The 14,979-nt window shown below is 58.9% G+C and carries 10 protein-coding genes; 8 read left to right on the top strand and 2 right to left on the bottom strand.

Annotated elements, in window-relative coordinates; all coding sequences use genetic code 11:
• Nucleotides 1-194: 194 nt before the first annotated feature.
• Together ACA069_RS04910 and ACA069_RS04905 are read right to left on the bottom strand one after the other, a co-directional pair.
• Nucleotides 195-1,589, bottom strand: a complete 1,395-nt coding sequence (locus ACA069_RS04910; RefSeq protein ID WP_187676870.1) for a PhoH family protein — start codon at nt 1,587-1,589, stop codon at nt 195-197.
• 337 nt (nt 1,590-1,926) lie between these two features.
• On the bottom strand, nt 1,927-3,051 hold the full coding sequence (locus ACA069_RS04905; protein ID WP_187676869.1) for a polysaccharide deacetylase family protein: 1,125 nt from the start codon (nt 3,049-3,051) through the stop codon (nt 1,927-1,929).
• A gap of 265 nt (nt 3,052-3,316) precedes the next feature.
• Between ACA069_RS04905 and yaaA the strand changes: the two genes are divergently transcribed.
• The 8 genes from yaaA to ACA069_RS04865 all read left to right on the top strand — a co-directional run bounded on the left by yaaA (nt 3,317) and on the right by ACA069_RS04865 (nt 14,978).
• Nucleotides 3,317-4,096 carry a peroxide stress protein YaaA gene (gene yaaA / locus ACA069_RS04900; RefSeq protein ID WP_042557757.1) on the top strand — a complete coding sequence of 260 codons (780 nt, stop codon included), beginning with the start codon at nt 3,317-3,319 and terminating at the stop codon, nt 4,094-4,096.
• 811 nt (nt 4,097-4,907) lie between these two features.
• Nucleotides 4,908-6,224 carry a nucleotide sugar dehydrogenase gene (locus ACA069_RS04895; protein ID WP_497616553.1) on the top strand — a complete coding sequence of 439 codons (1,317 nt, stop codon included), beginning with the start codon at nt 4,908-4,910 and terminating at the stop codon, nt 6,222-6,224.
• Between the two features lie 98 nt (nt 6,225-6,322).
• A complete protein-coding gene (alg8, locus tag ACA069_RS04890) occupies nt 6,323-7,804 on the top strand; it encodes a mannuronan synthase (RefSeq protein WP_187676866.1) in 1,482 nt (493 codons plus the stop codon).
• 35 nt (nt 7,805-7,839) lie between these two features.
• Nucleotides 7,840-9,009 (top strand): PilZ domain-containing protein, encoded by a 1,170-nt coding sequence (locus ACA069_RS04885; RefSeq protein ID WP_497616551.1) that lies wholly within the window; start codon nt 7,840-7,842, stop codon nt 9,007-9,009.
• 9 nt (nt 9,010-9,018) lie between these two features.
• Complete coding sequence (gene algK, locus ACA069_RS04880; RefSeq protein ID WP_401271345.1) at nt 9,019-10,425, top strand: alginate biosynthesis TPR repeat lipoprotein AlgK; 1,407 nt, start codon at nt 9,019-9,021, stop codon at nt 10,423-10,425.
• Nucleotides 10,422-11,909, top strand: coding sequence for an alginate export family protein (locus ACA069_RS04875; RefSeq protein ID WP_497616549.1), 1,488 nt, complete (start codon nt 10,422-10,424; stop codon nt 11,907-11,909). Before algK ends, ACA069_RS04875 begins: the two co-directional genes overlap by 4 nt.
• Before the next feature lie 26 nt (nt 11,910-11,935).
• On the top strand, nt 11,936-13,507 hold the full coding sequence (gene algG / locus ACA069_RS04870) for a mannuronan 5-epimerase AlgG (RefSeq protein ID WP_497616547.1): 1,572 nt from the start codon (nt 11,936-11,938) through the stop codon (nt 13,505-13,507).
• A gap of 10 nt (nt 13,508-13,517) precedes the next feature.
• A complete protein-coding gene (locus ACA069_RS04865) occupies nt 13,518-14,978 on the top strand; it encodes an alginate O-acetyltransferase (protein ID WP_497616545.1) in 1,461 nt (486 codons plus the stop codon).
• Nucleotide 14,979: the final 1 nt, after the last annotated feature.

Here is a 14,979-nt window from a genome sequence, read left to right as displayed (position 1 = left end):
TTTCCGCACGCTTGATTACGGCTACGGCGCAAATCCCTTGTGGGAGCGAGCCTGCTCGCGAAAGCGGTGTGCCAGGCAGTATTGATAGTGACTGATACAGCGCATTCGCGAGCAGGCTCGCTCCCACATTTGGTTTTGTGTTCAGGCGTAAAAAAACCGGGCGGCTCTTGGGCCGCCCGGTTTTTGCTGAAGGGTTAAAGATGCGATTCGGCGTATTCGGCCAGGATTGAGCGAGGCACCCCTTGCAGGGTGATGTGCACACCGTTGGGGAAATCCTTGAAGCGTTCGGTCAGGTAGGTCAGCCCGGAGCTGGTCGCGGACAGGTAAGGGGTGTCGATCTGCGCCAGGTTGCCCAGGCACACCACTTTGGAACCGGCGCCGGCACGGGTGATGATGGTTTTCATCTGGTGCGGCGTGAGGTTCTGGCATTCGTCGATCAGGATCAGGCTCTGCTGGAAGCTGCGACCGCGAATGTAGTTGAGCGATTTGAACTGCAACGGCACTTTGCTGAGGATGTAGTCGACGCTGCCATGGGTGTTTTCGTCATCCATGTGCAAGGCTTCGAGGTTGTCGGTGATGGCGCCGAGCCAAGGCTCCATTTTTTCCGCTTCGGTGCCCGGCAGGAAGCCGATCTCCTGATCCAGACCCTGCACACTGCGGGTGGCGATGATGCGGCGATAACGCTTGCTGACCATGGTCTGCTCGATCGCAGCGGCCAGCGCCAGAATGGTTTTACCGGAACCGGCAGCGCCGGACAGGTTGACCAGATGGATGTCCGGATCAAGCAGTGCGTACAGCGCCAGGCTCTGATAGATGTCGCGCGGCTTGAGGCCCCAGGCTTCCTGGTGCAGCAGCGGTTCCTGATGCAGGTCGAGGATCAGCAGTTTGTCTTCCTGGATTTCCTTGATCCAGCCGACAAAGCCCTGTTCGTCAATGATGAACTCGTTGATGTGTACCGCCGGCAGGTTGTCGATCAGTTGCACCTGATGCCAGGTGCGGCCGTGGTCCTGACGGGTTTCGACCTTGCTCACGCGGTCCCAGAAAGAACCGGTCATGTTGTGGTAGCCGTTGGGTAGCAGGGACACGTCATCGACCAGTTGGTCGGTGCTGTAGTCCTCGGCCGCGATCCCGCAGGCGCGCGCCTTGAGGCGCATGTTGATGTCTTTGGTGACCAGCACCACAGCTTTCTGCGGATCACGGGTGTGCAGGTCGATCAACTGGTTGATGATTTTGTTGTCGTTCAGGTGCTCGGGCAGAATCAGGTTCGACTCGGCCTTTTTGCTCATCAGAATTGACAGCAAGCCCTTCGGCCCGCTCTTGCCGCGCTGGATCGGCACACCCAGTTCGACGTCCTCGGGGGAGGCGTCACCCAGGGTCTTGTCGATCAGCCGGATGGCCTGACGGCATTCGGCGGCAACGCTATGATGCCCGCTCTTGAGCTTGTCCAACTCCTCAAGCACGGTCATCGGGATCGCGACGTGGTGTTCTTCGAAATTAAGCAGGGCGTTTGGATCGTGAATCAATACGTTGGTATCGAGTACATAAAGGATTGGCTGGTTGGAGGAAGGGCTACGTCCGTGATCATCCATACTCGGTCACCTATGTCAGAGCCAGTAGACGCAATACCTTGGCGGTGCTGCGCCTCGAAGTGACTGCCGAAATCTCACCTGCGGAGATTCAAGTGACTGCAAACAAACGGGTCTTGGAAGACGCCACCTGTGTTGCAGGTTTCGGCGGTCTGTCTTCGTAATACTCCAAAACCCATGACATAAAAAAGCACTTTGACGGTTTTTTTAAGTTTATTTTGCAAAGTGACGAAAAGCCCTTGGCGGACCGCCCTGCCCCCGTTAGAGTCGGAAGTCCACCTGCACTGAAACCTCTGAAAAAATCACCCCAAGCCCAATGTTTCCGGGCTTTTGTCGTTTCTCAGCGAAACGCGTCCTGACAATCCTCCCAGCCGATGCCACTTTGCGCAGTTTGTGTGATCAGCCACGGCATCGCGGTCTTCACCGCATCCTGCTTCATGTTGAAATTGATCACTCCATGGCGCCACAACAGCATCAGGGTCAGCACCCGCTGCGCGCTCTGGGGCCCCTTGAGTTTGCCCGCGCCATCCTGGGCGTCGATGTCCCACAACGCCACTTGCAGACCCTGGCTATTGAAGAAACCTTGTGCGTCACTGCGGCGCTGGCCATCCGGCGGGCGGAACAGCGGCACGTAGTTTTCCGGCAATTTGTTCCTGACCAGATCAGCGCTGCGCCGCACCGAGTCCTGCCAGTCCTGCCAATGGCTGTGGGAACGGAACTCCCAACCCTGCACGCCGACGCATTGTTGCGAAAACGCCGCTTGCAGGTTGCTCACCGAACGGTCACCCAGCCGCGCCTGAATATCCTTGCCAAGCATGAAGAACGTGCCGCTCATGTTCGCCTTGCGCAGGTACTCGGTGAGCCAGTCGGTGTTGTCCGGTTGCACGTTGGCGGCGCTGTCGAAGGTCAGCAGAAACAGCCGGTCATGCATTTCCTCGCCGTTGCGCTCGTAGTCGCCAAAACGATCGAATTCGTTGCTGTTCTGAGGCGAAAGCGCAGCCTTGCGCATCAACTCGTCCAGATAGAGCAAATGGAAGATCCGGCTTGGCTCGGCCCACTTGGTGTAATAGCTGTCATCGCTGACCACGAACTTGGCGGCTTGCTCGCGCAGAGTCGGCAAGTCTTCGACGAGGAAGCAGAACGAGGCGTCCTGATCGCAGCTCTGCTGAGCGAAGTTGTAGTTGGCCAGCAGACGCTGCCACAGCCGTTGGCGCAGGCTATTAACCGCGTCGATATTGACCGTGCGCAGCCCCAGGCGCTGGGCCAGGGCGGCTTCGTCCATCGACTCGGTGCCCAGCAGACCGCGGGCGAACATGAGGATTTCCGCCCGCGATGCCACGTCGAACAGCGTAGGGCTGCTCAGTTGCTCCGGCCAGGTACTGCGATCCAGCGTCGCCACATCGCCCGGCGCCGCAACGGCACCGAAGCTCAATAGCCACGCGGTGAATAAAAGAACAATGCGCAATGGGATGTCTCCGTAACAAAACCCGGGCGGCACTATAGCTGATCCAGCACAGTTCCCTCAGCAACACAGATCCCATGTGGGAGCGAGCCTGCTCGCGAATACGGATTCAGATCCGCCATAGAAGTCGACTGATGCACTGCTTTCGCGAGCAGGCTCGCTCCCCACGGGGGATTGGGGCCAGCCGTCGATCACCTATGAGCCTGATAGCTGGAGTCCACCGCCCCAACCCCCTAGAATCGCCCCCACGATTAAAGGAGACGACTTCATGCTGATGGTGATTTCCCCCGCCAAGACCCTCGATTACGAAACACCGCCGGCGACCCAGCGCTTCACCCAGCCGCAATACCTCGACCACTCTCAGGAGCTGATTCAGCAATTGCGTGAGCTGTCACCAGCGCAGATCAGCGAATTGATGCACGTCTCAGACAAGATCGGCGGGCTCAACGCCGCACGTTTCGGCAGCTGGACGCCAGCCTTCACCCCGGAAAACGCCAAGCAGGCCCTGCTCGCATTCAAGGGTGACGTCTACACCGGTCTCGACGCCCAGTCCTTCAGTGAAGCGAATTTCGATTACGCACAAAAACACCTGCGCATGCTCTCGGGCCTTTATGGCCTGCTGCGCCCGCTGGATCTGATGCAACCCTATCGCCTGGAAATGGGCACCAAACTGGCCAACGCGCGCGGCAAGGATTTGTACGCGTTCTGGGGCACGCGCATCAGTGAATGGCTGAATGAAGCATTGGCCGAGCAAGGCGATGATTTGCTGCTCAACCTGGCGTCCAACGAGTACTTCTCTGCTGTCAAACGCACCGCGTTGAATGCGCGAATCATCAATGCCGACTTCAAGGATCTGAAAAACGGCCAGTACAAGATCATCAGCTTCTACGCAAAAAAGGCCCGTGGCCTGATGAGCCGTTTCGTGATCCAGGAAGGCATCAACGATCCAGCCCAGCTCAAGCAGTTCGATGTTCAGGGTTATCGCTACAGTGCTGAACAGTCGAAACCGGACAATCTGGTGTTTTTGCGCGATCACGCCCCCGAATAAAGCATGCCCGTTGCACGACTCTTTCTATAAAGAGTCGTGCAGGTCGCACGATGTCAAAAATCCCCCGCCTGTTTTTGCCATTTTTATGGCGCCAAAAAAATATCCCCATCTTTTCTAATATTAGTTTCACTCGACACTGATCTTTTTTTTCAGTAGTGGCACCTAAATTTTTTCACCGTAGTGGCACAAAACTATCTAATGTGATTATTCGCCTGTTAATAAAGGTCGAAAACGAAAGTGCTATCAAATTGAGACTAGTGCCATCTAGGACAATATTTCAAGAAATTTCAGATTTCGCGATGAGCGGGCAGGAACTTCGTCCAAATGCATAGCTCATACCACCGGTAACGATTCTCGCCGAGTTTGTACGAGATAACTTACGCAGGGTCGATAGTCATGTAACCAAGTTGTCACAGCAACTTGCCTAGATGACTAACCAGTCTGAAAACAACTTGATGGACAGGATATACGCACCATTAATATCCCCTGCAAGGCCATGACCGCGCCCCTATAAACGTGCTCGCCTGAGCACCCAACCGCTTGATTTTAAAGGCTTCTACCTGACATCAAGCGCGTAAAAACGACTGCACCAAGATCTTCAAACATGAAGATTGGCTGCAAAACAGGGCAAGTCATAACAACAAAGCCTGGTTGCGCACATCTTGAGTGCACTTATTTAGACACTCGAAACTTAGTATGCCTGCACACGGCATTGTGGCGCCTGTATTCCGCACTTTCGAGTGCACTAATGAACGCTGAACACCATTAACTCCGGCCCTCTAACGGCCTGATATATACAGAGGTAATTGCGATGCGCATCAGCATATTTGGTTTGGGTTACGTTGGCGCAGTGTGTGCCGGCTGCCTGTCTGCACGGGGCCATGACGTGGTTGGCGTCGACGTTGCCAAAGACAAGATCGACATGATCAACGCCGGTAAATCGCCGATAGTTGAACCGGGCCTGGGCGAACTTCTGCAACAGGGTATTCAGACCGGTCGCCTGCGTGGCACGACCAACTTCGCCGAGGCGATTCGTGACACCGATCTGTCGATGATCTGCGTCGGTACGCCGAGCAAGAAGAACGGCGACCTGGAACTGAACTACATCGAAGCGGTATGCCGCGAGATCGGTTTTGTCCTGCGTGAAAAATCCACCCGCCACACCATCGTCGTGCGCAGCACCGTACTGCCGGGCACTGTCGCAAACGTTGTCATCCCGATCCTCGAAGATTGCTCCGGCAAGAAGGCTGGCGTTGATTTCGGCGTTGCGGTCAACCCTGAGTTCCTGCGTGAATCCACCGCCATCGCCGACTACGACCTGCCACCGATGACCGTCATCGGCGAGTTCGACAAGGCTTCGGGCGACGTTCTGCAATCGCTGTACGAAGAACTCGACGCGCCGATCATCCGCAAGGACATCGCTGTCGCCGAGATGATCAAGTACACCTGCAACGTCTGGCACGCGACCAAAGTGACCTTCGCCAACGAGATCGGCAACATCGCCAAAGCGGTCGGCGTCGATGGCCGTGAAGTGATGGACGTGGTCTGCCAGGACAAGACCCTCAATCTGTCCCAGTACTACATGCGTCCGGGCTTCGCGTTTGGCGGCTCGTGCCTGCCAAAAGACGTGCGTGCCCTAACCTACCGCGCCGGTTCCCTGGACGTCGAGGCACCGCTGCTCAACTCGCTGATGCGCAGCAACGAATCGCAAGTGCAGAACGCCTTCGACATCGTTGAAAGCCACGACAAACGCAAAGTCGCCCTGCTCGGCCTGAGCTTCAAGGCCGGCACCGACGACCTGCGCGAAAGCCCGCTGGTAGAGCTGGCAGAAATGCTGATCGGCAAGGGTTACGACCTGAGCATCTACGACAGCAACGTCGAGTACGCCCGTGTTCACGGCGCGAACAAGGACTACATCGAGTCGAAAATCCCGCACGTGTCGTCCCTGCTCAACGCGGACTTCGATTCGGTGGTCAACAACTCCGACGTGATCATCCTCGGCAACCGCGACGAGAAATTCCGCGCGCTGGCTCAGCAAGCACCGCACGGCAAACAGGTCATCGACCTGGTCGGCTTCATGGCTAAAGCCACCGACGCCGGTACGCGCACCGAAGGCATTTGCTGGTAACGCAGCCCTAAGCGACAAGCCTCGAGCTGCCAGCCAAAGCGTTTCGCTTGCAGCTCGAAGCTTGCGGCTTGAAGCCTTCTCACCTTCGGATGACGTTGATGACCAAGCTCAAACATTTTTTTCTGCAATCCGCCGGCTGGCTTTTTTATCTCAGTCTGCTGATGGGCCTGGCCTTGATGCTGCCCACGTCCACATTCGACTCCGAGTCGAAGGACTTCATTTTCCTGATTGGCGCCGTGGGTATCTGGCGCTATTCGATGGGTGCAACGCACTTTGTGCGCGGCATGATTTTCCTCTACATCGTTTACCCGCACCTGCGCCGTAAAGTGCGCAAGCTGGGTAAAGCGGCAGATCCGTCGCATGTGTTTCTGATGGTCACCAGTTTCCGTATCGACGCGCTGACCACTGCGCAGGTCTACAGCTCGGTGATCCGCGAAGCCATCGACTGCGAACTGCCGACCACCGTGGTCTGCTCGATCGTGGAAATGTCCGATGAGCTGCTGGTCAAGGCGTTGTGGGCACGGATGAATCCGCCTGAGCGAGTCAAACTCGACTTCGTGCGCATTCCCGGCACCGGCAAGCGTGATGGCCTGGCCTACGGTTTCCGCGCGATCTCCCGTCACCTGCCAGACGACCGCGCCGTAGTGGCCGTGATCGATGGCGACACCGTGCTCGGCGAAGGCACCGTGCGCAAGACCGTGCCGTGGTTCCAGTTGTTCGGCAATGTCGGCGGCCTGACCACCAACGAGTTCTGCGAAGTACGCGGCGGCTACATCATGAGCGAATGGCACAAGCTGCGTTTCGCCCAGCGTCACATCAACATGTGCTCGATGGCCCTGTCCAAGCGCGTGCTGACCATGACCGGGCGCATGTCGGTGTTCCGTGCCACCGTGGTGACCGACCCGGAATTCATCGCCGATGTGGAGAGCGACTCGCTGCAACACTGGCGTCTAGGCCGATTCAAGTTTTTGACCGGCGACGACAAGTCGAGCTGGTTCAGCCTGATGCGTCTCGGTTACGACACCTTTTACGTGCCTGACGCGGCGATCAACACCGTTGAACACCCGCCGGAAAAGAGCTTCATCAAGGCCAGTCGCAAACTGATGTTCCGCTGGTACGGCAACAACCTGCGACAGAACTCCCGCGCCTTGGGCCTGGGTGTGAAACGCCTCGGTGCCTTCACCTCGGTGGTGCTTTTCGATCAGCGCGTGTCGATGTGGACGTCGCTGCTCGGTCTGACCGTGGCGATCATCGCCAGCTTCAAGTACGGCACCGCGTTCATCCTGGTTTACCTGCTGTGGATCGGCATCACCCGCCTGATTCTGACCCTGCTGTTGTCCTGCTCCGGTCACCGGATCGGCCCGGCCTACCCGGCGATTCTTTATTACAACCAGATCGTCGGTGCGCTGGTGAAGATCTACGTGTTCTTCCGCCTCGACCAACAATCCTGGACTCGCCAACCCACTTCCCTGACCCGTGATCTCGCCAGCTTTCAACGTTGGTTCAACACCTGGTCGTCTCGGACCATGACCTTCTCCGCCGGCAGCATTTTCGTCGCCGTGCTGCTGATGATGGTCTGACCCGCCCCTATTGAATTAACAAGGAAATCGCCCCTATGAATACCGCCGTCAACGCCAACGTAGTGCATGAATCCGAAGCCCAGCGCCAACACGCCCGAGTGAAAATCCCGGCCAAGCTGCGTTTCTTCGGCCCCGACCGGACGCCAATGGAAGCACGGGTCCTCGACCTGTCCGCCGGTGGTCTGGCGTTCAACGCCGGGCAAATGCCGCTGACCATCGGCGAGGTGTACAAGGCCCGCCTGCAATTCGTCATCGACAACCTCGGCCTGGCCATGGACGTTGAACTGCAGGTGCGCTCCTTCGACCGCCAGACCGGCCGTGCCGGTTGCCAGTTCCAGAACCTTGAGCCGCAGGACATTTCCACCCTGCGCCACTTGATCACTTCGCACTTGGCCGGCGACATCGTCAGCATGGGTGAAGTACTGGCGACCCTGCAGCGCGACAACTTCACCAAGGCGCGCAAGGTCAAGGATGGCGGCAGCGGCATGACCCCGTTCGGGCGTCTGAAAGCAGTGACGTTCAGTGCCGGTATTTTTGCGGTCGGCCTGGTTGCGGCGGGTTTCATTTTCAAATCGGTGTACGGCATGTACTTCGTCAGCCATGCACAGGCGGGCCTTGTCAGCGTACCGGGCATGAACATCACCATGCCGCGCGACGGCACCGTGCAGAGTCTGGTCAAGTCCGACGGCGTCGCCGCCAAAGGCGCACCGCTGGCGACCTTCAGCACCAGCATGCTCGACGTGCTCAAAGGGCATCTGGAAGAAGACCAACTGTCCCCGGCCAAGGTTGAAGAACTGTTCGGCAAGCAAATGACCGGCACCCTGACCTCGCCGTGCGATTGCACCGTGGCCCAGCAACTGGTGGCCGACGGTCAATACGCGAGCAAGGGCAATGTGATCTTCCAACTGGTACCGCGCAATACCGAGGCGAATGTGGAAGCACGCTTCTCCTATCGCCAGTTCGGCGACGTGCGTCCGGGCACCCCGGTGAGCTTCCAGATCGCCGGCGAAGACAAGATCCGCACCGGCAAGATCGTCAGCAGCACCAGCCTGAAAAGCGCCGACCTGTCCTCCGATATCCGCGTACAGATCAAGCCTGACGAGTCGCTCGACAGCAGCCTCGCCGGCCGTCCGGTGGAAGTGAACAGCGACCGTGGCCCGAACCTGAACTGGTTGATCGACAAAGCCATGGCTGCCGGTCTTTAAGTCGAGGACATGCCTGTGACTAGCCCAATCAGAATCCTGCCGGTTCCGCTGACCCTGGCCATGGCAATTGCCCTGGCCGGTTGCGCCGGCCTGCCCGATCAGCGTCTGGCCAACGAAGCGCTCAAGCGTGGCGACACCGCCACCGCCGCGCAGAACTACCAGCAACTGGCCGATCTGGGTTACAGCGAAGCGCAAGTGGGCCTCGCCGATATTCAGGTCGACAGCCGCGATCCTGCGCAAATGAAACAGGCCGAAGCGACTTATCGCGCAGCGGCCAGCGTTTCGCCTCGTGCTCAGGCTCGTCTCGGTCGCTTGCTGGTGGCCAAACCCGGTTCCACCGAAGCCGAGCACCACGAAGCCGAGACCCTGCTGAAAAAAGCCGCCGCCAATGGCGAAGGCAATACGTTGATCCCGCTGGCGATGCTGTACCTGCAATACCCGCACAGCTTCCCGAACATCAACGCCCAGCAGCAGATCGACCAGTGGCGCAAATCCGGCTACCCCGAAGCAGGTCTGGCGCAAGTGCTGCTGTATCGCACTCAAGGCACCTACGACCAGCATCTGGATGACGTGGAAAAGATCTGCAAAGCCGCGCTCAACACCACCGACATTTGCTATGTCGAACTGGCCACGGTCTATCAGAAACGTGCCCAGCCTGAGCAACAGGCTGAGCTGATCAAGCAGATGCAGGCCGGTTACAGCCGTGGCACCGTCACCGCTCAACGCGTCGATTCGGTTGCCCGTGTACTGGCCGATTCGACCCTGGGCAAGACCGACGAAAAAACCGCGCAGTCTTTGCTTGAGCCGATTGCTCCAGGCTACCCGGCGTCGTGGGTGACCCTCGCGCAACTGCTTTACGACTACCCGGAACTGGGCGACGTCGACCAGATGATGAAGTACCTGGACAACGGCCGCGCCGCCGACCAGCCGCGCGCCGAGCTGTTGCTGGGCAAGCTTTACTACGAAGGCAAAATGGTTCCGGCTGACGCCAAAGTCGCCGAAGAACATTTCCAGAAAGCCGTGGGCCGTGAAGTCGCTGCCGATTACTACCTCGGCCAGATCTACCGCCGTGGTTACCTGGGCAAGGTCTATCCGCAGAAGGCTCTCGACCATTTGCTGACCGCTGCGCGCAACGGCCAGAACAGCGCCGACTTCGCCATCGCCCAGCTGTTTTCCCAAGGCAAGGGCACCAAGCCCGACCCGCTCAACGCCTATGTATTCAGCCAGTTGGCCAAGGCGCAAAACACCCCGCAAGCCGATGAACTGGCGACGACTATCGCTGCCCAGTTGCCGCCCGAGCGTCTGGCCGAAGCCCAGCGCCTGCTGCGACAGGAACAGGCCAGCCGTGGCGCCCTGAATCAGAACACGCTGCAACTGCACGCCCTGCAAGAAGAAGACGGCGAGGAAAAACTATGAAGCTCAATCCATTCGTGAAGGCCGGCATTGGCCTCACTTTCGCGCTGATCTGGTCTTGCCCGACACTGGCTGCGATGACTGAAAGCAAAAACTTCGGCCTCGAAGTGAAAATCACCGGCCAGTCCGAAGACGACCGCGACCTCGGCACCGCCAGTGGCGGCGACGTCAACGGTGTCGGCCTCGATCTGCGTCCGTGGGTCTACGGCGAAAGCGGCGCGTGGAGCGCCTACGCCATGGGCCAGGCCGTGACCTCGACCGACATCATCGAGACCGACACCCTGCAGCAGTCCGACAGCGACGGCACCCAGACCACCGACAACGGTGATCGCAAGACCAAGAAAAACTACCTGGCGATGCGTGAGTTCTGGGTCGGCTATAGCGGCCTCACCCCTTACCCGGGCGAGATGCTCAAGTTCGGTCGCCAACGCCTGCGCAATGACGACGGCCAATGGCGCGACACCAACATCGAAGCGCTGAACTGGACTTTCGACACCACCCTGTTGCGCGCCAACGTCGGTGTTGCCGAACGCTTCAGCGAATACCGCACCGACCTCAAAGAGCTGGCACCGAAAGACAAGGATCGCCTGCACGCCTACGCCGATGCCGCTTACCAGTGGACACCGGGTAACTGGGTCGGCATTCGCGGTCACCACACCCACGATGACGGCAAACTGGATTATCCGGAGCCGGGTGTTGCCGCTGATTCGCTGGACAAGAAAGAGAACGGAGACATCAGCTGGCTCGGTCTGACCGCCGACAGCGACGCCTACAACTGGCGCAACACCAACACCGTCAACTACTGGGGCAGCATCACCGGCATGAGCGGCGACCGCGACACGGTCAACGCGCTGAACGCCGATGGTTCGCGCCCGGCGCAAGCCAAGCGCAGCGATGACGTCGACGGCTGGGCCACCGACACCGGTGTGCGTCTGCGCCTCGACCCGCAATGGCAAGTCGGTGCCGCCTATGCCCGCGCCAGCGCCGATTACGAACAGACCGGTCTGGAAAGCAATCGCTCGAACTACACCGGTACCCGTTCGCGCGTACACCGTTTCGGCGAAGCCTTCCGTGGCGAAATGAACAACATGCAGACCGCCACCCTGTTCGGTTCGTGGATGCTCAACGACGAGTACGACGCCAGCCTGATCTACCACAAGTTCTGGCGCGTCGACGGCAGCAAACCGGTGGGCAGCAATGGCATCAACGCCGTGGAGAACAACACCGACGACGTGACCGGCGCCATCCTCTCCAGCACTTCGCTGCCACTTCAGGACGGCAACAAGGATCTGGGTCAGGAGATGGACCTGGTCGTCACCAAGTACTTCAAGCAAGGCCTGTTGCCGGCGGCGTTGAGCCAGTCGATCGACGAGCCTTCGGCACTGGTGCGATTCCGTGGCGGCGTGTTCAAGCCGGGCGACGCCTATGGCAGCCAGGTTGATTCGTACATGCACCGCGCGTTCATCGACGTGATCTGGCGCTTCTGATGCAAACCGCGAAGGGAGTGCCCGACATGAATCATGCAAGGAAAGGCTCGCTCAGCCTGTTGGCCGGCGCAATGCTGCTGGCCTCGGCTGGTGCCTTCGCCACGGTGGAACCGGCCAAGCCTGTGACCACCGCCAAAGAGTTGCAGCAAGCCAAGACCTACACCGTCAGCAGCGCACCCACCGAGGCGCTGAACCTGGCCGCGCCAAAACTGCCGGACATCTCCGGCTACACCGCCGAAGCCGCCGCCGCGAAAATCGTGCGCAGCAAAGCGGGCAAGGTCAGCGTGCGCCGGATGATGCAGGAAGACGCCCTGAAGGACTTCATCGGCGGCGACAACAAGATGGCCGAATGGGTGGTGCGTCAGCATGGCATCCCGCAGGCGATCTTCGTCGACGACGGTTACATCAACCTCAAGGAGCTGGCGCAGAAACTGCCCAAGCAGTATTTCAGCGAGACCTCGCCGGGCGTGTACCTGTCGAAGTTGCCGATCGTGGTTGGCCGTAAAGGCATCCTCGAAATCGACGGCCAGACCCAGGAATTACGTCTGTCCCAAGAGGCCGGTTCGTTCCTGGTCAACGATGGTCAGTTGTTTGTGCGTGACACCAAAGTCACTGGCTGGCGCGAGAAGGAAAACGGCCCGGCGACGTTCCGTTCGCCGAAAGAATTCCGTCCGTTCCTGCTCGCCTGGGGCGGCACCGAGACCTACATCGTCAACAGCAAGATGGCCAGTTTCGGTTACGCCAACAGTAAGTCGTACGGGGTGAGTATTTCCCAGTACACGCCGAACATGGCCAAGGTGCTCAAGCGTTCCGAGCCGACCGGCTGGATCGTCGGCTCCGAGTTCTCGGACATGTGGTACGGCTTCTACTGCTACGAGACCCGCGACTTTGTGGTCAAGGGCAACACCTACAAAGACAACATCGTCTACGGCATCGACCCGCACGACCGTTCCCACGGCCTGATCATTGCCGAGAACACTGTGCACGGCACGAAGAAGAAGCACGGGATCATTATTTCCCGGGAAGTGAACGACAGCTTCATCTTCAACAACAAAAGCTACGACAACAAACTCTCGGGCCTGGTGATCGACCGTAACAGCGTCAACAACATCATTGCCTACAACGAGATCTACAAGAACCACACCGACGGCATCACCCTCTACGAGTCTGCCGACAATCTGCTGTGGGGCAACAAGGTCATCAGCAACAAGCGCCACGGCATCCGCATTCGTAACAGCGTGAACATTCGCCTCTACGAAAACATCGCCATGGCCAACGGTCTGACCGGCGTCTACGGCCACATCAAAGACCTGACCGACACCGACCGCGACATCAAGCTCGACCCGTTCGACGCGCAAGTGTCGCTGATCGTGGTCGGCGGTGAACTGGCGGCCAACGGCAGCGGCCCGCTGTCGATCGACTCGCCTTTGAGCGTCGAGCTGTACCGCGTATCGATGCTGGCGCCGACCAAATCCAGCGGCATCAGCTTCAACGGCATCCTCGGCGAGCGCCAGGATGAAATTCTCGACTTGCTGGTGCGCCAGCAGAAAGCCGTGCTGATCGACCCTGTCGAACGCCAGACAGAAATGCAGGACTGAGGATAATTTTATGCACCCACACTTGATCAAATTACTCAGCCTGTCGGCCCTGACCGTGGGCATTCTGGCGGCCAGCAATGGCGCCCGTGCCGATGTGGCTGCCGGTGCTACCCCGCCGAAGTTCACCGCCGATCCGTGCTGCAACCTGTGCCCTGAAGCACACGACGCGAAGAATTACACCACGCGTTATCAGCAGAACTTCACCACGCTGGTGCAGGCCCAAGGCGACTGGCTGTTCCGTACCCAGGAAGACCTGCGCACCGAATTCAACACCACCCCGGCCGGCTACAAGCGCATGCAGCAACTGCACGATGCGTTCAAGAGCAAAGGCGTCGAGCTGGTGATCGTCTATCAGCCGACCCGTGGCCTGGTGAACCGCAACAAGCTCAACCCGCAGGAAAAAGCCGCATTCGATTACGAGAAGGCGTTGGGTAACTACAAGACCATGCTCGGCCGTTTCGCCAAGATGGGTTACGTGGTGCCGGACCTGTCGCCACTGACCAACGAATCGCTGCCGGACACCCTGCCCGCCCACGACTTCTACTTCCGCGGCGACCAGCACTGGACGCCATACGGCGCCCAGCGCACAGCGAAAATCGTCGCCGAGAAGGTCAAGCAGATCCCGGCCTTCGCCGACATTCCCAAGCGTGAGTTCGAGACCAAGAAGTCCGGGCGCATGGGCAAGACCGGCACCCTGCACAACATGGCCGGGCAACTGTGCGGCACCAGTTATGCGATCCAGTACATGGACCAGTTCACCACCGAGCCTAAGGGCGAAGCCGGTGACGGCGATCTGTTCGGTGATTCCGGCAACCCGCAAATCACCCTCGTGGGTACCTCGCACAGCGGCAAGAACTACAACTTCGCCGGCTTCCTAGAAGAGGCCATCGGCGCCGACATTCTCAACGTCGCCTTCCCCGGCGGTGGTCTGGAAGGTTCGATGTTGCAGTACCTGGGCAGCGACGAATTCCAGAAGACTCCACCGAAGATTCTCATCTGGGAATTCTCGCCGCTGTATCGCCTTGATCAGGAAACCATCTATCGCCAGATGATGGCCCTGCTCGACAACGGCTGCGAAGGCAAAGATGCACAGATGACCGGCAGCGCCACGCTGAAGCCGGGCAGCAAACAAGAACTGATGGTCAACAGCAAGAACCTGAACCTGCAGAACAGCAGCCATCAGGTCGACATCCGCTTCGCCGACACCTCGGTGAAAACCCTGCAAGCCACCCTCTGGTACATGAACGGTCGCCACGAGGACATCAAGATCGAGAAACCGGAAACCTCCGACACCGACGGTCGTTTCGCCTTTGAGCTGCGCACGGACGAAGACTGGGCCTCGCAAAACCTGCTGGCGGTCGAAGTCCAAGGGCCAGAAGCCGGCGCCGCGCCACAGAAAGTCGAAGCGAAAATCTGCAAACGCAACGTATTCCCGGGCGCTGGGCAACAAACCGCTCAGGTCGGGCAATGAG

Source organism: Pseudomonas sp. LBUM1652, assembly GCF_059716105.1.
This window is presented reverse-complemented; position numbering and strand designations above follow the sequence as displayed.